The sequence below is a fragment of the bacterium genome, assembly GCA_030247525.1.
Lineage (GTDB): Bacteria > Electryoneota > JAOADG01 > JAOADG01 > JAOADG01 > JAOTSC01.
Genome location: JAOTSC010000008.1, coordinates 21,717 through 41,937, shown reverse-complemented (window position 1 = coordinate 41,937; position 20,221 = coordinate 21,717). Strand labels below are relative to the sequence as shown.

Genomic DNA, 20,221 nt, shown 5'->3' with positions numbered 1-20,221 from the left:
TGGTTAATCGTATTCTTTTATCCGGGTGACTTCACATTTGTCTGCTCGACCGAGTTAACCGCTTTGGGCGAACAGTACGACCGTTTGAAGTCGATGGGCGCGGAAGTCCTCGCCGTCAGCACCGACAGTAAATTCGTCCACCTCGCATGGCAGCGCCATGAAGCCGGTCTGAAGAATGTCAAGTACCCGATGGGTGGCGACCGTACTGGCGACATCGCCCGGTTGTTTGGCGTCTATGTCGATGGTCAAGGTTATTCCCGTCGCGGTACCTTCATTGTAACGCCGGAAGGCCGAATTAACGTAGTCGAAATCCATGACGATCCGATGGGACGGAACATTGACGAACTGATGCGCCGTTTCAAGATGTCGCTGTTAATCGCCAAGCACCCGGAAAAGGCGTGCCCATCCAAGTGGAAGGATGATGGCGACCCGACGTTAACCCCCGGCGCACACATGGTCGGCAAGGTCTACGGCGACGGCGGCGCGTTAAAAGAAGGCCAATAACCGATTGAATTGTGATACTTCACAACGAATGAATGCGGGCGGACTAAAAGAGTCCGCCCGTTTTCTTTCCCCTTTTCCCGCCGCCAAATTTGTGTTATCTTTATATAATTCGTAGCACGATTATCTCGCAGAACCTCTTCGATACATAGGATACCCGATGAGAACTTCCCGTCAAAGATTCCACTGGTATAGCTTTTTCAGTCTTCTTACAATTTTCTTGGGAACGAGTATGGCACACCCTTCACAAACCACAGAACAATCGGCGTCCGATCCTGATCACATTGCCGTAAAAGTAATCACACTGCCCACCGATCCCGCAGTTTCCTACCAATCGGTGATAAAACCGCCACTCAGCCATAAACTGCGTTCGGGATTCATGCGGATTCAACCGGGGAAGGCATGCGAAGAACATTCGACCGACGGGTATGAAGAGCTTATTGTTTTGCTTGCCGGCACGGCAAAACTACACCACGGCGATTCCACGCAAACGGTAGTCGCCGGGCAGGTCATTTACATACCTCCGCATACCAAGCATTCGCTCGAGAATATCGGATCGAGTGATTTACAGTATCAGTACATCGTTACGAAAGTGGAAGAATAGCCGAAGTTTGAAATAGGAATGAACTGATGCATATCCCCGATGGTTTTCTCGATCCGAAAACTTCCTTGGCAACGGCAGCAATCGCGCTCGCCGGCGTCTCCTACTCACTGGTTCGGTTGCGGAAAACATTATCAGCGCGTCAAGTACCGATGATAGGTCTCGCCGCGGCTTTCATCTTTGCCGCTCAGATGCTCAACTTCCCAGTGATGGGCGGCACGTCGGGACACTTGATCGGCGCAGCGCTGGCGGCGGTGCTGTTCGGCGTACACGGCGCGGTATTGGTAATGACTGCGGTATTGTTGCTGCAATGTTTTCTCTTTGCCGATGGCGGGGTCACGGCGCTCGGAGCAAACATACTCAACATGGGAATTGTCGCGGTATATGTCGGTTACTTTATGTATTCGCTCGTCCAAAAAATCACCGGTGAATCACTGCGCAATCGATTACTCGCAACCGGACTCGCGGCGTGGTGTTCGACGGTCGCCGGAGCGTTTTTCTGTTCAGGACAACTTGCTTTCTCCGGCTCGGCGCCGGCAGGACTCGTCTTTCCCGCAATGACGACGATACACATCCTAATCGGCGTCGGAGAATGTGTCATCACGACGTTGGTCGTCTACTCCTTATCGAAAACGCGCCCGGAGCTGTTCGCTGCATCGAAGGAAACAACGCATAGCGCTGCGGAGTGGTCGTTCGTCGGATACGGTATCGCGGTATCGTTAGGCTTGGCGGTGTTTCTCGCACCGCTCGCTTCTGCATCTCCCGACGGACTCGAACGGGTCGCCGGTCTCCTTGGATTCGAGCAGCTTGCCCATGAAACGCCTCTCGTGGCGTCGCCGCTTCCCGATTATGCAATTCCCGGACTTACTTCACCGATAGCCGCAACCATACTCGCCGGAGTAATCGGATTGCTTGCGACGTTTGCAGTGGCGTTCCTCCTCGCGCGCAGTCTTGCCGCCCGCGCACCGGATCGTTTGTGAGTCGGCAGCCAGCGCTCGAATTTTACGAATGGCACGCTTCGCCGGTTCACCGTATCGCTCCAGTAGTTAAACTGCTTGCCGCCATCCTCGGAACGATTAGCGTAGCCTTCCTCCCCGCCGCTTTCCATTCGATTGGATTGCTATTTTATGCGGCGCTTCTCATCACGATTCTATTGATAAGCCGCATCGCGGTGTGGAAATTTTGTACGCGATTGCTCGGGTTGGAATTATTTGCGGTGAGTCTCTCGACCTTAGCGTTGGTGCAGCCGGACGGCTTGCACCGCTTTATCTTGTTGCTTACGAAGAGTACGCTGAGCGCTGCGACGATGCTGCTGTTAACGTCGACGACGCCGTTTGCCGGTTTATTACAGGCGATGCGACAACTCCGGCTGCCGAAAATACTAACGACGATTCTTGCCCTGACATACCGCTATCTCTTTCTCCTCATCGAAGAATCGCGCCGGATGAACGATGCCCGCGCGAGTCGTACGTTTACTAAGCGTCGCCGGCAACGCTGGCAATCGCTCGCCACCGTGATTGCGCAACTCTTTCTCCGCTCATCGTTGCGGGCGGAGCGAGTGTATCAAGCGATGATCGCACGGGGGTGGCAATTGTGAACGCTATTGATGTAAACAGTCTTTCCTATCGTTACCCCGATGGAAAAATCGCATTAGAGAATCTCACATTTCAGATTGCCGACGGGGAAAAGGTTGGATTGATCGGAGCGAATGGCGCTGGGAAATCGACGTTGCTTTTACATCTCAACGGACTGCTTCCCGAACGAATCGCGACGCTGTCTCCGATTCGCATATTCAATACTCCGATTAGCGAACAGAACTTGTTTTCGATTCGGGAACAAGTGGGGTTGTTGTTTCAGGATCCCGACGATCAATTGTTTTGTTCGACAGTCGAAGAAGATGTAGGATTCGGGCCCTCGCAATTGGGACTTTCCACATCGGAGATTAAACAGCGGGTAACCGATGCGTTGCAATTGGCTGGGGTCTCCGGCTATGAAGCGCGAGCACCGCATCGCTTGAGCCGAGGGGAAAAACGGCGGGTTTGTTTGGCGGGCTTGCTCGCTTGTCAGGCAAAAATTCTGCTCTTAGATGAACCGACCAGTGATCTCGACCCCCGGGGACGCAAAGAACTTCTGACAATTCTGCAAAATCTTCCGACCACCCAACTCATCGCATCCCACGACCTCGACTTTATTGCGAAGCTCTGTACGAGAGTGATTATCCTCTATCGGGGAAAATTGGTTGCGATTGGTGAAACGAATGACATTCTGCATAATACAATGATGTTGGCAGAAAACTGCTTGTTGTAATTAACCCCACCAACAATTTCAATGTTTGTCCAAATTGTCGAGTTCTACGTTTCGTAGCGACAAATGTCTACTTTTGTAGCGCATCTCGTTGCACAAAACGTGAGCTTTGTACCTACAAATCGGTAGCAGAAGCATCGATGTTCTATGCTTTAATCAAAGAAAAGAGGGCGTGCGCGGCACGCCCCTACTCCGATGAAAAGCACTACACGGAATACTACGGAATGATGTACTGCTGGATAAAATCATCGGCAGCGAGCCAGAAGCTACCATTACCAGTCGTATCGGTATTCGCGCGAATCAATTCATCCCCCATCAGCGAGAATGATGTCGTCCAGCGGGCATTGGCGTCGCGTTGTGAGCGACCCGTCATTTCCCACACCACCGGAACATCTTCCTCTTCCCATGTAACCACATTACCCGACCATTGGTAATCGGCGCCACTCCACGGCGGCGGCGCGCCGCCCGGTTCATCGAACGTAGACGCGAGGTTATAAGAAAAATCGTACCCGTTCAACCAATAGCGATAATCAAATCCGGCGAATCCGGTTAACCGGGCGAGCGAATCGGGTGCTAATCGTCGAGCGTTAATCCGGTAGGCAAATACGCCATTAGCCGCAGTATCCCCCTGCAACACCGACCAGCGGTACAGTACGGAATCGGCAATACCGCCGGTTCGCCAAACATTGGGGACGAACCGCACGCATTCCGACGTATCGCCATCCAACCGGGCATAGAAGAGACTATCGGTCATCGGATAATTTGCACTGTCTTGATAGGGATGGGGTATGGCATACCCCCGCTGTAAAGCGCGTACTAAATTGGTGACTTCAGTTCCCCGCCCCAATAGCGTTCGAGCGAGTCGCTCCTGTGCGGTAGCCGAAAGAATTGTCGATGGCAGAAATGCGCGCATATTACGGGTGTTCGACGCGGTGAAGGGGAAGACCTGTCGAAACGCATCCCAACCGATTTGGAAGGTTCCCGTGCCGGTGGAGTCGATGGTAGCACGGAGAAAAGCTTCTCCTTCCAACGTAAACGAAATCGTCCAGTTGCCATTACTTGCTGCTTGCGAAGTACCGGCTAACGCCCAATTCGAGGGGATGCCGTCGCCTTCCCAAGTGATGCCATTGCCGCTCCAGCGCACCGTTGCGCCGCCAATCGGAGGTGTGCCCCCGGGGAAGTTGAAAGCGCCATTTAAGGCATAGGAGTAATTATAGCGGTAACCATCGCCCGCGATAGCGTATGCGATAAATCGGAAGTAAGAATCGCCGGTCAGTCGTGGCAACGCCCCTTCGGCGATTCGCTTGGCGTTAATCGCGTATCGGTAGTTGGTATTGTTAATGGTATCGGTGGTGACTTGTTCCCACCGGTATTTCACCGAATCGAGTGTTTGACCGCTTGCCGCCCAAATGTCGGGAATGAATTTTACCCGTTCGTAGAGGGTATCACCCGCGAATCGCCGGAGATAAAAACTGCTATCGGTCATTTCATAGCGAGGGTCCCGTGGCGGCGACAAGGCGAATCCGCGCTGCAAATCGTCTTCCACCATCCATTGCAACTCGGTAACCCGGTCGAGCACCGTCCGGGCAAGCCGTTCCTGCGCACTCGGCGAGATATAAATAATCGGCGAGAGCCCATACTCCTGCCGGTTCGGGTCACATCCCGCCAGCAGAAGAACCACTAACGCCATCAAGAAAACGATTCGCATAAACCTGCCGCCATCTCCGAATAATGTGCAATAACTTACGTTATGACTACTCCATAGACAAATGCAACCGCACATCGTTTAACATTTCCCTATTCATGCCTACGAATTTAACCAGAAATCTCGCGATTGACATTCGTCAAAGTTTTTTCAAGGGATACCAACGTATTTTGTTATATACAGCATATACCGACGAAAAGGAGATTGGCATGGTACAGTGGGTTGACCACCTAATGAACGATCACGCCCGGATTGAACGGGCGCTGGTGATGATTGAACGGCAGCTAAACAACGCCGACAAATTCGATGCCGCGACCGTAGGCGCATTGCTTGAGTTTCTATTCGATTACGGCGACCGATATCACAACCAAAAGGAAGAATTGGCACTCTTCCCGCTGCTGGGGCAGCGCGGCATCCCGATGAATGGCGGGCCAATTGCGGTGATGTTGTCCGAACATAAAATGGAAAAAGAGTATCTCCTCAAGCTTTCCCGTGACACGTTTGCCATCAAAGAGAAGACAATCGAGATCACGCCAAAGTATCGGGAAGAATTGGCAGCATACATCGCCCTCACCAAAGACCATATTTGGAAAGAGAATGATATTCTCTATCCGATGGGACGACGGGTACTCGATGAGGATGACGACACCAAGTTGATGGAACAATTTGCGGAAGTCGCACAGCAGATGCCTTATCAAGGAGTCGGTTACATCGAACGGTGGGATAACTTGCTGGAGGCAGTGGAAAACACTACCGGTGGGCGGGTCGATTTATTGAAATCGCTCAATACCAATACGATTCGCGCAATGCTCGACGCAATCCCGGTTGAACTCACCTTCATCGATGCCGACGATGTCGTGCGTTATTTCAATAAAGTCTACGATCCAAAGATATTCCCCCGCACACTGTCCGTCGTTGGCAGAACCGTGCAACAATGCCACCCGCCGAAATCGGTGCATCTGGTGGAGCAAATCCTGACGGAAATGAAAGCTGGTACCCGCGATTCGGCGGCATTCTGGATTCCCTTTGGTGAACAGAAAGAAATGTTTCTGCACATCAGCTACTATGCAGTACGCGATGGCGAAGGCAATTATCTCGGCTGTGTCGAAATGAATCAGGATATCGCACCGTTACGTTCCTTGGAAGGACAGTCCCGAACGCTTTCTTCCATGGAAGTGAAGTAACCGAATTTCCCGGTAATCGATTCGCAATGAGCGAGGTGTAAGCCTCGCTCATTTCTTGTTTTGACATCTTGCATACCGCACCTACAATCTATATGTTGCATTCGGTTTTTATAAGATACCTCAATGCCTGAACAACGAATACTCATCGTCGACGATAATGCGAAGTACGCTGAATGGGTACGGGCGGTGCTCGAACACGCCGGCTATTTAGTTGATCATGTCTGGAATGCAAAATCCGGAGTAGATACGATTCAAGCGAATCCAGCCAAGTACACTGCGGTATTTTCCGATATCACTATGGAACATCCCGGCGCGGGACTTTTCATGGTACCAAAGTTGAGGCGGTTGGGGTACCAAGGCGCAATTGTTCTAGTTTCAACTGGTTTTGATTATCAGTCAGTATTTCTACTCTCACGTTTTACATTAGGACTCCTCGGAGTCGACGGTCTGGTCGTAAAACGGGAACTCCTCCAACATGGCCGTTGGCACATCAAATGGATAACGCAAAAGCAGCGAACACAAGACTTACGACAAACGATGGCGGCAATTCAATCCGTTCCGAATTGGGAAAAAAAACAGAATTGATTGTATATACTTGCGCTTGATACAGCGTATACGTATCATGGCAATAGTCGACAATTCGAGGGTCAAATCATGACTCATTATCCACCCAGCTGTAACAACGCAACGCAATCGCGCCTACGATTCTACAGGCTTTTCTTTTTCTTACTAACCGCAACTTTTGCAACCCCCTGCTTCGCACAGGATTCGCTCAATTTATCTTTGCGGTTTCGCGAATCGCAGCCATCCGGTCAGGTGTGGGCGACCACATTGTATGATAATTACCTCTTCGAAGGCATATACACCATCGGTATCAAGATTTGGGATATCTCCAATCCGATCAACCCGCAGAATGTCGGATTTTTACAGATGGAACAAGGATTTCCAATTTACCGCCTACAAAACTATTTCTACATATTTTCGCCCGGCACCGATGTAAAAATTTACAATATGAGCGTTCCCACTGCACCGTTATTAACTACCACCTTTACTACCGGTGGACATCCGACGCAAATGGAGGTTGTTGGACAAACAGCATTCATTAGCGACCGCAATGCCGGTTTGGTGATAGCAAACATTGCCAATGTAACCTCACCATCAATACTGCAAACTCTGCAAATGCCGGATCGTGCGGAGGGTATCGCCGTACAAGGTAACTATGCTTACCTTAGTTGTTGGTATGCCGGTTTTCGCATAGTTGATATTTCGAATCCACTCCAACCGACAGAGGTCGGTGTTTGTGCTCTTCCGGGGCTAACAAGAAGGTGTGTCGTTCGAGGTGATTATGCCTACGTCGCAAATTACCAAAGTGGATTAAAAATTGTGAATATTGTGAATCCAACAGCACCATTCGTCGCCGCCACTTGGATCGATGGTCGCGGCGGGATCACCCATGATGTCGTGTTGTCTGGCGATACGCTGTTTGTCGGAAATGCTGGCTCGGGATTGTACATGCTGAACATTGCGAACCCCATCGATCCGCAGTTAATCGGTTGGTATTACAATTCATATCCGGTTGGCATTACGAAAGTTAACAATACGTTATATGTGAGCGATTTTCGTTCCTTTAGCGTTTACTCAGTGGCTGTACCAGAATTACGATTGTTAACACCCAATGGCGGAGAAGTATATGACGGAGGAACCACCGACACTTTGCGCTGGTATGGCGGCGGTTTCCCGGGCACCATCACCGTTAGTATCAACCTTGATTATCCCAATGGGACTTGGATTCCCATTTTAGAGAATATTCAACACGATGGCATCAGTCCATGGTTTATCGACCGGGTGAATACGACGCACGCCAGAATCCGGATTGTGTCCGATATGTATGAGTTTCTGACTGACGAGTCGGATAGTGACTTTTCCATTGTGACTAATTCAGTGATTACTTCGTCAACGATTTTGCCATCCGAGTATGCGATAGCGGTGGCACCCAATCCCTTTAATTCCACAGCGAATTTATCCTTAGCGATACCGGAGGCAAGCAATCTCCGATTGGCAATCTTCGACGTACAAGGGAATGAAGTTGCCCAACTGTATCGCGGGGCCATCGGGGCGGGGAATCATCGTTTTCCGTGGCGCGCTGCCCCAGAATTGGCAAGCGGGGTGTATCTCTATCGGGCAGAGATTTCCAACCAGAATGCACCAAAGCTTTTCGCGGGAAAGCTGTTGTTAGTTCGTTGAGTTGAAATCTCGCAGAAGCCCACTCACAATTCTACTAATTCTTACATGAAAAAACCGAAGCGGTTGCTTCGGTTTTTCTCATAACAAAGAGTTACGGAAATTCTACTTCATGTAGTAATGAATACCGGCGCCGCCAGTCATTGTGGTGTAGTCGTCTTGTCTAACAGTATAATAGCCATCCCACTTCGTACCGGAGTGGAAGTAGCGGACAAATCCGATATCGACACCAAAACCCAATTCCGGTAATTTCCGCAGGAACCATTCTAATCCAAATCCGGCACCCGCGCCACGAGCATTAATATCGGAATTATTATCGTAATCGAAGCCGCCATAAGCGAGATACAACATCGCGTTATGATAGGGGCGTTTCCGTTCGATGTTACAACGAATCGAGTAGGTCGTCAAGTCACCGAATACAGCAAATGCAGCTTGGGCATTCAACATCTCCGTTACATCATACTTCAAACTCATTCCCACCGATGGTGCAGTCGCTTGAAATCCGATCCCTAATTTGTTGCGCTTCTGCTCGGTTTGACCAAATGCGGCGGCACCCAGCAGCAGCACAATGCCGATGGTGAAAAAAAATCGTTTCGTTTGTAACATCACAAAATCCTCTTTCCTTGGTATAGTACTTAGTGTTACGATGTTCCCAGCCACAAAGTGAACTATGTTCATTTCACCAACGCGACTTTCAGCGTTCTCACTTCGCGGTTTTGCTGGGCGCGCAGGAAATATACACCACTGGATAGTGCCGTTGCATTTAGTGTCATGGTGTGCGTTCCGGCGATTTTACGTTCATTGAGCAGCAATTGTACTTCGCGTCCCATCACATCGTAGAGCGCGACTTTCGTCATTGCATCGCGGGGAAGCGAAAGCGATACCCGGGTCGTCGGATTAAACGGATTCGGCGCGCAAGTAAGTTGGAATTGGTTTGGTAGTGTAGAGGGATACTCGGGAGCGTCGATACTTACTAAAGCTGTAGTTGTAATCGATAACTCATCCATTGTGAAACCATCACGGGTAACGGAGTTATCGGTGTGGACGGTAATCTTCACTTGAAGATCGGTTGGCAATTGATTCGTGAGAAATACTTCTTTTGTCCAAAGTTGCCAATTGCTGACAATTCCAGTAAGAGTATCCAGTACGATAAACGGTTGTTCCCCAATCCGGCAGGAAACTACCCAATAATCGAACCACGCTTCCATATTCCCGCGATACAGAAACGAAATGCGGGCAACATCTTCGGTGAGTAAAGCTCGATTAGGGGTAGTATTCATGATTGTAGTGGGATTGAATACAAAATCTTGTTGCAAACTATTTGCATAATTTCCGGTCGGCGAATCGGTCAATCCACCCAATCGATAGCCGGAGTTTGTATACTGCAAAGCCGTCCCCGTACCGGGCAGCTCGGGCGTAATCGGTTCATACATCCAGATGGCGTTGGTTTGGCGAATGGAGACTTCACTGCGTAACGCCCGTACCGGAACAAATACGCCATTCGGCGAATCGAACGCCAACCAATCGCGTTCGTATAGTAACCCAATCGAATCGTTGTTTAATCGGTATTCTGCGAAGAAAAAACTATCGGGTTGCATCGTTGAGGAAAACCATCTACCCGGTAAATCTTCGTAGGGCGAGAATCGCACCGAATCGCTGGAGATACTTCCACCATTGGCAAACATCAAGGACAACACATTTGCCGAATCGTTTTGAAAACGGGTGTGCACCATCAGAGTGTAGTTTACATTTTGCAACGTGGGAGTTTCAATCGTTTGATTCGCATATCCGGTCGAATGCCGTAACGGAGAATAGACCCGAGTTGGCCAAAAACCATAAGGGAGTAGAAAGCGATAGGTCGGCGTATCACCCAACTTCTTATAAAACGGTCCCCATGCCGATGTCTGGGCGACAGTCCGATTGGTGATGCGTTCCGGATTTTGAATCGTTACATCGACTCCTTGCCAGATTGTCGAACAATACGCAAGGATTGAGTATTTATTGGTCTCCCACATCGTCGGGAGCCAGCTCGCCGCCGGGGTATAGGTATCATGCAATTCAACCGTCACACTGCGAATATTGTGGTAACGGTATTGATAATCCTGCAATCCGCCAATCGCTTGATACCACAACACGCCATTGACCGTACCGTGAGTAAACGGCGATTCGTTATTATTCCACATCGGGGTATTGTGGACGGCGTAGCTATCGGCAGCGGCTTGATACCACATCCGATCCGGTTGCAGGGGGTACGAAGCATTCGCGCCAGCGTCGAAATCGGTATCGAAGGGCCAATTCACAACGATGGTACCGGTATGGTAATTTGCTGCGAGCAGCGGTTGGGTATGCGCTACCCATGCCATAATCGCCTGCGTTTCCGGCTGTCGTCCTGCCGGGGAATCGAGCGAATCGGCGGAGGTTTTGCAGGGGTAGTTGCGATTCAGATCGACTCCATTCGCATTCGCCCGTTGGTTCAACGTATAGCCGTCGGGATTCGACAGCGGCATCAACAGCACCCGGCATTCATTGAGTAGTCGGGTTAAGCGGGCATCGGCGGCAGTCGAATCGAGTAGCCATTCGGCAAAATTCAGGAGCAACGGTACTCCCGGTTTCTCATTGCCATGGAGCGTACTGCTGAGCATGATCCCCGGGCGATTGTCGAAGCCGGCGCTATTGATATTGTTGCCGATGGTGATTGTAACTAACGGGCGATTTTGTACCGAGTAGCCGATGGTATCAATCCGGGTTTGCTCGGGATGGCGCAATGCGAGCGCATTGAGCGAATCGGTGACTTGTTGCGCGGTCGGATACGCATTCCACCAATCGACCATCGATTCATCGTCGGGAAATAGCTCGAGAGCAAACCCGGCAGCGGCAAGCGAAGCCGCCCCTTCCGATGTTGCCCAAACGACTGCACGTCCGTAGCGCGTTTTTTCGTCGATGATAACGCCGGGATGATTTAACTCCAGCGCACGAATGAATTTATGGTCGGCAGTGAAACGGTAGCGTTTCGCACCGGTCATGTCCTGCCCATTCACATTCGCCATGGCGGATAGCGCAAGCAGCAACGTAATTGTTAGAAGATTCACAAAGCGGTTCATCGGAGCCTCTGTAGAGGCGTGCCGCGCACGCCCGATTGGTGATGGTAGGGGCGGCTGGCAGCCGCCCGTTGTGTTGTTTGCAAAAAGCGAATGGGGTTCGACCCCTACGATTTATTTCAATAGCACGACTTTCGTGGTTCGGACTTCGTTCAGGGAAGACGCCCGGATGAAATATACTCCGGACGAATAGGCTTGGGCATTCCATCGCATAGTGTGTGAACCTGCCGCCATACGCCCTTGCTGCAACGTCTCGACCATCCGTCCCGTAACATCATACACTACAACGCTGGCGATACCGTCACGCGGCAACGTTACTGTAATATTCGAAATCGCATTAAATGGATTCGGCGCAGTCGATAGTGAGAACCGTTGAGGAATGGTGACAATTTCTTCAGGGGCATCAACCCATTCATAACCCCAGTGAGTTACCGCTAAATCATCCATGGTATAACCATCCCGTGCATCACTTTCATCAGTATGAACGGTAATCTTTAAGTACAGCGATGTGGAAAGCAATGGTATATCAATCAAAGGAATATCTTTCTGGTACAATCGCCAAGCAGGAACCACACCAGTAAGAGTATCTAATGGGAGGTATGCAATATCATCTATACTATAGGAAATCGCCCAGTAATCTGCCCAGGTTTCCATATTTCCCCGATAGGTAAATGATAATGTTGGGGAATGGGCAGAGTCCCATCTTACTTCATTAAGTATGAAACGACCAAATGTAAACTCACTATTTACATTATTCTCATAGTTCCCAGTTGGCGAATCTGTTAAACCGCCACCCTGCCTCCCGTTTGCTGTGAATTGCAACGCGGTACCCGTTCCATAAGTACCATCGGAAGTATATGCGATACTCGTATCTATGTGCAATCGATTGTCCCTCCGCAATGGTGGGTTGAAATTGTCACGCATAAACTTTACAGGGAGATAAACACCATCGGGACGATGATCCCAAAGCAACCACCTTCGTTCGAGTAAAAGTGGCATCGCATCAGGTACTGGTCTCAGTGATAGGGTAGCATACGTACCGAGGGTTACCCCATGCCAAATTAGTGGGTAATCGTCTAACGGCGAAAGCGACAGTGAATCTAGTGCTACCCGAAGACTATCTAATCGATACGAAGGTCCGATAGGAAAAGTAGTTTCCCAATTTCTATACGACGGAAACAAGTTTCCACTAATTGGGCGAAGAAAGTTTGGGCTAACTAATACTGTCGATGGATAATATTGCGAGATCGGACCATCCTGCCGATAGGTCGAGTGAGTATGCGAATCGAAGATACGGGGATAATACTCACCCGGTGGTAGTAAGAAGCGCCAGCTATTCAGCGTGCCGTTCTTAACATACCTCGGATAGCCCCAATTTAAATCGGCAATCGCCGAATCGGAGGGTACCAATCCGACTAATGTGAGTTCGACTCCTTGTTGAATCAATGAACTAAACGCCAGTATCGAATTCTTGTTGGTTTCCCACATTGTTGGCAACCATTCCGGTGCAGGGGTATGTTCATTCGCCAACTCGACGGTGATGTGGCGGCACCAATGGTAGTAATAATGGTAGTCGGGCAACGAGTTGTGCGCTTGGTAGAGCTGCACCGCATTCACGGTACCATTCACTAACGGCGGCGTGTTGCTATTCCACATTGGCGGGTTATAGACCGCGTAGCTATCGGCAGCGGCAGTGTACCATTTTCGATCCGGTTGCGGCGGGAAAGACGCATTTGCACCGACATCGATATCGGCGAAATTCGGATAGACCGCTGCGGTTATGCCATCGTGAAAATCAATAGCAAGCATCGGCTTCGTTTGTCGCGTCCAATTCATCATCGCCTGGGTTTCCGGTTCCCTGCCGGTTGTCACATCGTTGGAATCGTTGGAAGTTTTATCGGGATAATTCCGATTCAAGTCGACACTATGTCCATTCATCCGGTTGTTGGTCAAGTAACCGTCCGGATTGAAAATCGGGAGTATCTGGAACCGGCAATACTGCCGCAGCCACACCATCCGCCCATCGACATTCACCGAATCGAGCAGCCATTCGGCAAAATTCATTAGCAGTACCGTGCCTGGTTTTTCGTTCCCGTGGATCGCGCCGATCAACATGATACCCGGCTTATTGCCGACATCGGGTGCAGTGATTTGATTGCTGATGGTAATCGCAACCAACGGGTGGCGGTTGAAGGAATAGCCAATCGTATCGATTTTCGCAACGGTCGGATGCCGCGCAGCCAATGCCACGAGGGAATCGGTCACCTGTCGATAGGTGGGGTATTGGGTCCACCAATCGGTTTCATCGATTACCGGCTCCACCGGATGCCCGGCACTCGTGAGCGAAGCAACTCCCTGTGGAGTAGCCCAGACATACGCCTCATTGTACCGGGTAAGTTCATCGACGATGACGCCGGGATGGTCGCACTCCAAGCGTTGAATCGCCTTGTGTTCGGCAGGAAAGCGGAATAGCTTCGCGCCTTCCATTGTGGAACCGACCCCACCAGCAAAGGTAAGACTATAGAAAACAATAACGTAAAACACGTACAAGAAGCGAAACTTCGGAACTGCAAGAACGAACTTCATAGCATCCTCCGAAAACGGGATGAATTGAATGTGAGTATTCGATGGGAAGAAGATTTACGTATTATAGCAAAGTACGATTGGAGAAGATGCACTTGCAATCTATTTTACTCGGTCTAATACAATTTCGATCAAACATCACGGAGATTTCATCATGGATATGATCACAACTTCCAAGCAAGGCGATGTCATGGTAGTTGCCCTCGCCGGCAAATGGATGAGCAGCAACGAGGCGCAACAGCTCGCCGAACTCATTCGCGGCGAACTCATGAATGGCGGCAAATCCATCGTACTCGATTTGTTGCATGTAACTTGGATGAATTCAACCGGCATCGGCGCGCTCGCCGCGGTATTAACTTCCGTCCGTTCAGCCGATGCAAAGCTGGTGCTTGCCCGAATCCCAAGCGACATTCAGGAATTGCTCGATATAAGCCATCTATCGTCAGTCTTTACTATTCGCACATCGTTGGAAGAAGCGTTGCAAGCAGTCGTCTAAGTAGGTTAGATACTCTTGTCTGTCCACGTGGGTAGCCGCGGGCTTTAGCCCGCGCATTGGAACAAGTAAGTGACACGCGTGCTAATGGCTTAGCACTAAATGTTTTCAGGTGATACTACACCGAAGCCGCGGGCTTTAGCTCGCGCGTGTTACCAAATTTTAATAATCGCAGGCTAAAGCCTGCGGCTACCATTAGAGTCAAAGCGGAAAAACATCTTGGAATGGTTTCAAGCGAATCTCTTGTTATCCACCGGATTGGCTGCTATCCTGGCATTACTCGCCTATGGAGTCAAAGCAATCACCATCGGCGGCGCACTGGTGGGATTCGCAGTTGCCGTCGCAATCCTCTATTCCGGCGGGCTGCCGCTGTTTCTCTTGCTGCTACTGTTTGTCGGATTCGGCGCGCTCTTTGCCAAACTCCCGAAAACTGATTCACCGAAAGCGGATCAACATGGCCTCCGTGGTGGTTTTCAAGTGTTCCCGACCGTTGGCGTGGCGGAACTGTTGGCGGTGGCGATGCAATTGCAGTGGTGGCAGGATGCGATGTGGCAACGAGCGTTTGTGTCCGGTATCGTGGTTGTTCTGGCGGCTTCGTTCTCCGATACGCTCTCGGCGGAACTCGGCAGCCGCTATGGCGGAACGCCTCGCAAACTGCTCTTCGGAAAGCAACTGGAACCGGGTCAAAGCGGCGGCATGATGCTATTCGGGCTGGCGATTGGCGCACTTGCCGCTTTTACCATTCCGTTTCTCGCGACAAAGTTGGGTATCCTTCCCCGCGATACCGATGCGAATCTTGCGATGATCGCTTTCGCGGGCAATCTCCTCGATTCACTACTCGGCGCATTCGTGCAAGCAACGTACCGTTGCGAGAAATGTGGTTTTGAAAGTGAATTTTCTCGCCACTGCAACGCCAAAGGAACCGTAATCCACGGACTTCCGGTATCGAATGCCGGCGTAAATCTCATCGTAACGGCGGTTCTGGGTGCAATTGTGGTGTGGTGGAACCTGTAGTAGAGGCGCAATTCATTGCGTCCGGCGGATTCGATGAATCGAACCCCTACTTAATAACCTCGTACTTTAGCATCACGAGTCCCGTTTCATACGGTTGACAGGCTTTCAAATTGAGCCAACTGGTTTTCGCTTTCGGGGCAATCAGTGAAATCCCGCCGCCTAACAGTACCGGATGAACCGCAATCTGAAATTCATCGATCTCGCCCGCTGTGAGAAGATCGCGTAAGAGTTCGCCGCCGCCGACTATCCAGATGTTACCGGTTCCTTCCTGTTGTTTGAGTTCCCGGAGAAATTCACCGGGATCGCGATTCACGATAACGATGTCATCCCTTGGCGCTTCGGTTCGAGTGCGGGAAAAGACATACACCTGTTGACCGGCATGGGGATACTCCGGAAAACTCATCGTGACATCGAATGTTTTCCTGCCCATCACCACCGTATCAATCCCGGTGCTAAACGGCGTGTAGCCGTAATCCTGATCGGTAAACAACCACTCGAAACTACCATCTTCACGGGCAATGTAGCCATCTAAACTCGTTGCTATAAACACAATTGCTTTCTTCATCGCTTACCTTCCAATTTCGATAGCCATGTTTCCAATTTGTTAACTCACTGTTGTCGAACAGCCACAGAGAAATGGGCAAGGAGTAACCCCTGCCCATTACCTATCAACTATCACCCAATCCAGCTTACGATTCGATGACTTCGACATTGGCGCGGGGAACGGTCGCATGTTTCCCTTTAAGTTCGACGACCATGACTCGCACCTTCGCTTCGGATTCGAGTACTTGTAGTTCGGGCGGAAGACTAACAACCTTCCCAATTTGACCAAAGTACGGTTCGCGGATCACCCGAATGACATCGCCGATTTCCAATCCCTTTACAGTGTGAATGGATTCTACCGCTTTCTCACTATGGGGAATCACAACTTCCGGTCGAATAACACCGGCGCGAATTTGCGTCGCACCATTGATCGAAGCTTTCCTGCCATTGTATTTGGTAAAAAGTTTGAAGGTAGGATCTGCCATGGCGATGTTACCGAACCCTTCGGTGAGAATCAAGGTGATGCCGATTTGCTCGGTCCCGGTAATCGCTACACCCTGCTCATAGCCAAGCAGTTCTTTCAAATCGCTATTCGAGAATCCACCAATGACAAGACCAGCGGCACCCACTTCAATCGCTTTCCGTACCGTAGCCAACGATGCATAGGCACCGCCGACCAAGACTTGCCCTTTCGCATCGGATGGAATGTCTTTGACTTCGGTAACATCGGTCGGATCTTTCGCAATCATACGCAGATTTCCGACAGCTTCGCCACCGATTCCGAAAATCCCCTGGATGAACACTCCGTGAGTCTCAATCGTTACTTCACGATCGGGCGTCACTTCGGTGACCAAACCATCGACATAGGCAGCTAACTCGATGGGTACCGGCGGCTCCCGCAACATCATCTGTCCGGTAACCGCTGAAACCGATTCAATGAATCCGGTAATCGGTGATTTTACTACCGAACGGAATAGACCAAAGAGTCCTTTTGATTCAGCAATTATTTCGTCCTTTTGTACGGCAGCGCCTTCGGATTTCTTCAGCAATCCGGGGACATCCTGCGGAGGTACTTGCAACAAATTAGCAACATTAACCGGTTGTACATTCCCCGGCATCTCGCTGCGAAGGACAATCTTCTCCGCCGAAACTTTTTCGCCTTTCTTCACCAAAACGTTTGTTTTGTCCGGTTCCGTGGGGAGTTGCCGGTACTTTTCGATCTTCGTCTGTTCTGCAACCCGTAACCCGGGGGTATAACTGTGTGCCATGTAACAACCCGCTTAAAAGTAATATTCTTAAGTATATCCTATTTCTCTGGGATTCTGCAAGTTCACTACTTGAATGATGCTCCACGATTATTTTCTAAAATCACCTCTCCTGTGTTGATTTTTATCCTGACATCACTTACCTTGCGAAGCACCTCCTATAAATAAATATAATTGAATACTTTGTGGTACTTTTAGTTTTTCGTAAGTACATATCCATTCGTAAAGCAAAACGATGCGTTGTTCTCAGTAGGTAAAACTCCCTTTTAAAGTGCGGTTTCGATTCTGGATTGTTACGTGCAACCAATTGCATGTGGGGAAGAGTTTTCTCTAAAACAACGATTTTGCCAATGCAATAATTTCCTTATCGCTTTTCTTGCGAGTTGGTCGAACTGCGCATTGACATTGACATTGATGCACAACCCTCGCCACACCCGTATTCGCCTGTTCGCAAAGAACTCATCAAACCCATTGATCAGGAGGAACCATGTTGGATAACATCAAGCTCGGTAACAAATTGGTCGGCGCTTTCCTATTGGCAACGCTTATTACCGTCTTCGTTGGTTTTTATGCCCAGTCGGTGCAAAAGACGACGATGAAAGCCCAAGACGACATCGCTCAAATTAACCTACCGAGTGTGCAAGCAACACTGCAAATGCAGGTAGCGCTGGTTGAAGTTTCTCTGTTTGAGCGAGCTCTGTTGTTGAGACGAATGGTTGGTGATGATCGTAAATCGCAATATGGAAAAATGAAAGAGGCGTGGGAGCACTATGATGCAGCAAAGGCAGTCTATGAACCCATACCGCAAACCCCGGAGGAGAAGCAAGTCTGGGATCAGGTCGTTCCATTGGTTGAGGAATGGCGGCGCAGTAATGCTGAATTTATTCAGTTAAACCATGATAAGGATCGCCTCGTAGAATCCGGTAAAAAAGACGTCGAAAAGCAAATCGCAGCGTTGGAAGCCGATACGTGGGATCATGGACAAAAGTCCCGTGCCGTACGCGATGAAGCGCTGGCAAAACTCAAGGAAGTTCGCATTCTCAATTCAAAAGCGGCTGTGGAGGCGGACGCGAATGCCGATATCAGAGCAAAGTCTGGCGCACGAAACCTTTGGATTGTCATCATCCTCGGCGCGATTTTCGGTGTCTCCTTCGGGCTTGTATTGACTCGAAGCATTACCAACCCGTTGTCCCGCGGTTTAGAGATGATGAAGGAAATGGAAAAGGGACATCTTCAGACGCGGCTGAACATGATGCGTACCGATGAAGTAGGGATGCTCGCGAAAGCGATGGACTCTTTTACCGACCGTCTCGCAAGTATGGTGGATGGATTGAAGAAAATCAGTCAAGGCGATTTAAACGTCAAGATTCCTCCCGCCGATAGTCAGGATGAGATTGCCCCGGCATTAAATGCTACTGTAGCGAATTTGCAGGGTTTGGTGTCGGAAGCTGAACTACTAACATCGGCAGCGGTCGATGGCAGGCTTTCCACCCGTGGCAACGAAGCAAAGTTCCAGGGTGGCTTCCGGGCGATTGTGTCCGGCGTTAATAAAACCCTTGATGAAGTGTTGAATCCCATTCATGACGCTTCCCGCGTACTGGATCGGGTAGCGAACCGTGATTTAACAGCACGGGTGACGCAAGACTACCGGGGTGACCATGAGAAAATCAAGATTGCCTTGAATACGGCAATCGACAATCTCGACCAAGGGATGCAGCAGGTTGCAATGACTGCCGAGCAGGTGGTTTCTGCAGCCTCGCAAATCAGTAACAGCAGCCAATCGATGGCGCAAGGCGCTTCCGAACAAGCTTCATCACTCGAAGAAATTTCGGCTACCCTGGAAGAAATGTCGGCAATGACAAAGCAAAATGCTTCCAGTGCAAAAGACGCCAAGTTGATGCTGAGTAAGACCCTCAGTAATGCGAAAACCGGAAACAAAGCGGTTGAGGATATGACGGTAGAAATCGGCAAAATTAAACGGTCTGCCGATCAAACCGCGAAAATCGTTAAGACCATCGATGAAATCGCTTTCCAAACAAATCTGCTTGCGCTAAATGCTGCCGTCGAAGCAGCCCGCGCTGGTGAAGCCGGTAAAGGATTTGCAGTGGTCGCCGAGGAAGTTCGTAATCTGGCACAACGAAGCGCCGCCGCAGCGAAAAACACTTCCGAGTTAATCGAGGAGTCGAGTCGCAATGCCGAGAGTGGCGTTCAGATAACAACGGCTGTTGCGAAACATTTCAGTGAAATTCTGAATGATATTGCGCAAGTAACCGAAATCGCCGAGAGTATCTCAGTCGCCTCTGACGAACAATCGAACGGCGTCTCGCAAGTAACCACTGCAGTCACTCAATTAAATTCGGTGACTCAGCAAAATGCGGCAAACACGGAAGAAACCGCCAGTGCAACCGAAACATTGAACAGCCAGGCGAATGAGGTAAATCAACTGGTTGGCTCATTTGATTTGTCTGACCGCACCAGTCGAAAGCGGACAACCAATCAAGCCCCCAAGCATCAGTTAATGAGTAATAGCGGCGGTGGCGAGCGTCGTCAACCGCGGGCAATTTCTCACGGCGGCGGGCGAATGGTGAAACCGGAAGATGTTATTCCACTATCCGATGACGACTTAAGCCAGTTCTAAATGAATACTCATACATCTTTGCAGTTACTAAGCTTGAGGAAAACTCCTTGC

The 20,221-nt window shown here is 50.0% G+C and carries 17 protein-coding genes; 11 read left to right on the top strand and 6 right to left on the bottom strand.

Annotation, left to right across the window (positions count from 1 at the left end; genetic code table 11):
- From OEM52_01735 to OEM52_01715, 5 genes are all read left to right on the top strand, one after another.
- Positions 1-504, top strand: a 504-nt coding sequence (locus tag OEM52_01735; protein ID MDK9698859.1) for a peroxiredoxin, incomplete at its 5' end; no start/stop codon positions are given.
- Between the two features lie 229 nt (positions 505-733).
- Positions 734-1,105 carry a cupin domain-containing protein gene (locus OEM52_01730; protein MDK9698858.1) on the top strand — a complete coding sequence of 124 codons (372 nt, stop codon included), beginning with the start codon at positions 734-736 and terminating at the stop codon, positions 1,103-1,105.
- Between the two features lie 26 nt (positions 1,106-1,131).
- On the top strand, positions 1,132-2,082 hold the full coding sequence (locus OEM52_01725; protein ID MDK9698857.1) for an energy-coupling factor ABC transporter permease: 951 nt from the start codon (positions 1,132-1,134) through the stop codon (positions 2,080-2,082).
- Entirely contained in the window at positions 2,079-2,699 is a 621-nt protein-coding gene (locus OEM52_01720) for an energy-coupling factor transporter transmembrane protein EcfT (protein MDK9698856.1), read from the top strand. Before OEM52_01725 ends, OEM52_01720 begins: the two co-directional genes overlap by 4 nt.
- The gene (locus tag OEM52_01715; GenBank protein ID MDK9698855.1) at positions 2,696-3,409 is read left to right on the top strand and encodes an energy-coupling factor ABC transporter ATP-binding protein; all 714 of its coding nucleotides are present in this window, start codon (positions 2,696-2,698) and stop codon (positions 3,407-3,409) included. Before OEM52_01720 ends, OEM52_01715 begins: the two co-directional genes overlap by 4 nt.
- A 214-nt stretch (positions 3,410-3,623) precedes the next feature.
- Here the strand turns inward: OEM52_01715 and OEM52_01710 are convergent, their stop codons facing one another.
- Complete coding sequence (locus tag OEM52_01710) at positions 3,624-5,114, bottom strand: hypothetical protein (GenBank protein MDK9698854.1); 1,491 nt, start codon at positions 5,112-5,114, stop codon at positions 3,624-3,626.
- A 206-nt stretch (positions 5,115-5,320) separates the two neighbouring features.
- Between OEM52_01710 and OEM52_01705 the strand changes: the two genes are divergently transcribed.
- From OEM52_01705 to OEM52_01695, 3 genes are all read left to right on the top strand, one after another.
- Complete coding sequence (locus tag OEM52_01705; protein ID MDK9698853.1) at positions 5,321-6,295, top strand: PAS domain-containing protein; 975 nt, start codon at positions 5,321-5,323, stop codon at positions 6,293-6,295.
- 123 nt (positions 6,296-6,418) lie between these two features.
- Complete coding sequence (locus tag OEM52_01700; protein MDK9698852.1) at positions 6,419-6,880, top strand: response regulator; 462 nt, start codon at positions 6,419-6,421, stop codon at positions 6,878-6,880.
- A 198-nt stretch (positions 6,881-7,078) separates the two neighbouring features.
- Positions 7,079-8,539, top strand: coding sequence for a T9SS type A sorting domain-containing protein (locus OEM52_01695; GenBank protein MDK9698851.1), 1,461 nt, complete (start codon positions 7,079-7,081; stop codon positions 8,537-8,539).
- Positions 8,540-8,641: 102 nt separating this feature from the next.
- Here the strand turns inward: OEM52_01695 and OEM52_01690 are convergent, their stop codons facing one another.
- The 3 genes from OEM52_01690 to OEM52_01680 all read right to left on the bottom strand — a co-directional run bounded on the left by OEM52_01690 (position 8,642) and on the right by OEM52_01680 (position 14,220).
- Positions 8,642-9,142 (bottom strand): hypothetical protein, encoded by a 501-nt coding sequence (locus OEM52_01690; GenBank protein ID MDK9698850.1) that lies wholly within the window; start codon positions 9,140-9,142, stop codon positions 8,642-8,644.
- A 68-nt stretch (positions 9,143-9,210) separates the two neighbouring features.
- On the bottom strand, positions 9,211-11,637 hold the full coding sequence (locus OEM52_01685) for a DUF2817 domain-containing protein (GenBank protein ID MDK9698849.1): 2,427 nt from the start codon (positions 11,635-11,637) through the stop codon (positions 9,211-9,213).
- 111 nt (positions 11,638-11,748) lie between these two features.
- Positions 11,749-14,220, bottom strand: a complete 2,472-nt coding sequence (locus tag OEM52_01680; protein ID MDK9698848.1) for a M14 family zinc carboxypeptidase — start codon at positions 14,218-14,220, stop codon at positions 11,749-11,751.
- Positions 14,221-14,371: 151 nt separating this feature from the next.
- Between OEM52_01680 and OEM52_01675 the strand changes: the two genes are divergently transcribed.
- Both OEM52_01675 and OEM52_01670 read left to right on the top strand, forming a co-directional pair.
- Entirely contained in the window at positions 14,372-14,713 is a 342-nt protein-coding gene (locus tag OEM52_01675) for an STAS domain-containing protein (GenBank protein MDK9698847.1), read from the top strand.
- Between the two features lie 216 nt (positions 14,714-14,929).
- On the top strand, positions 14,930-15,724 hold the full coding sequence (locus OEM52_01670) for a DUF92 domain-containing protein (GenBank protein MDK9698846.1): 795 nt from the start codon (positions 14,930-14,932) through the stop codon (positions 15,722-15,724).
- A gap of 46 nt (positions 15,725-15,770) precedes the next feature.
- Here the strand turns inward: OEM52_01670 and OEM52_01665 are convergent, their stop codons facing one another.
- Entirely contained in the window at positions 15,771-16,289 is a 519-nt protein-coding gene (locus OEM52_01665) for a dihydrofolate reductase family protein (GenBank protein MDK9698845.1), read from the bottom strand.
- Positions 16,290-16,413: 124 nt separating this feature from the next.
- Complete coding sequence (locus OEM52_01660; GenBank protein MDK9698844.1) at positions 16,414-17,535, bottom strand: hypothetical protein; 1,122 nt, start codon at positions 17,533-17,535, stop codon at positions 16,414-16,416.
- Between the two features lie 484 nt (positions 17,536-18,019).
- On the opposite strand from OEM52_01660, the gene OEM52_01655 reads away from it, so the two are divergent.
- Positions 18,020-20,170 (top strand): methyl-accepting chemotaxis protein, encoded by a 2,151-nt coding sequence (locus tag OEM52_01655; protein ID MDK9698843.1) that lies wholly within the window; start codon positions 18,020-18,022, stop codon positions 20,168-20,170.
- The last annotated feature ends 51 nt before the right edge of the window (positions 20,171-20,221 follow it).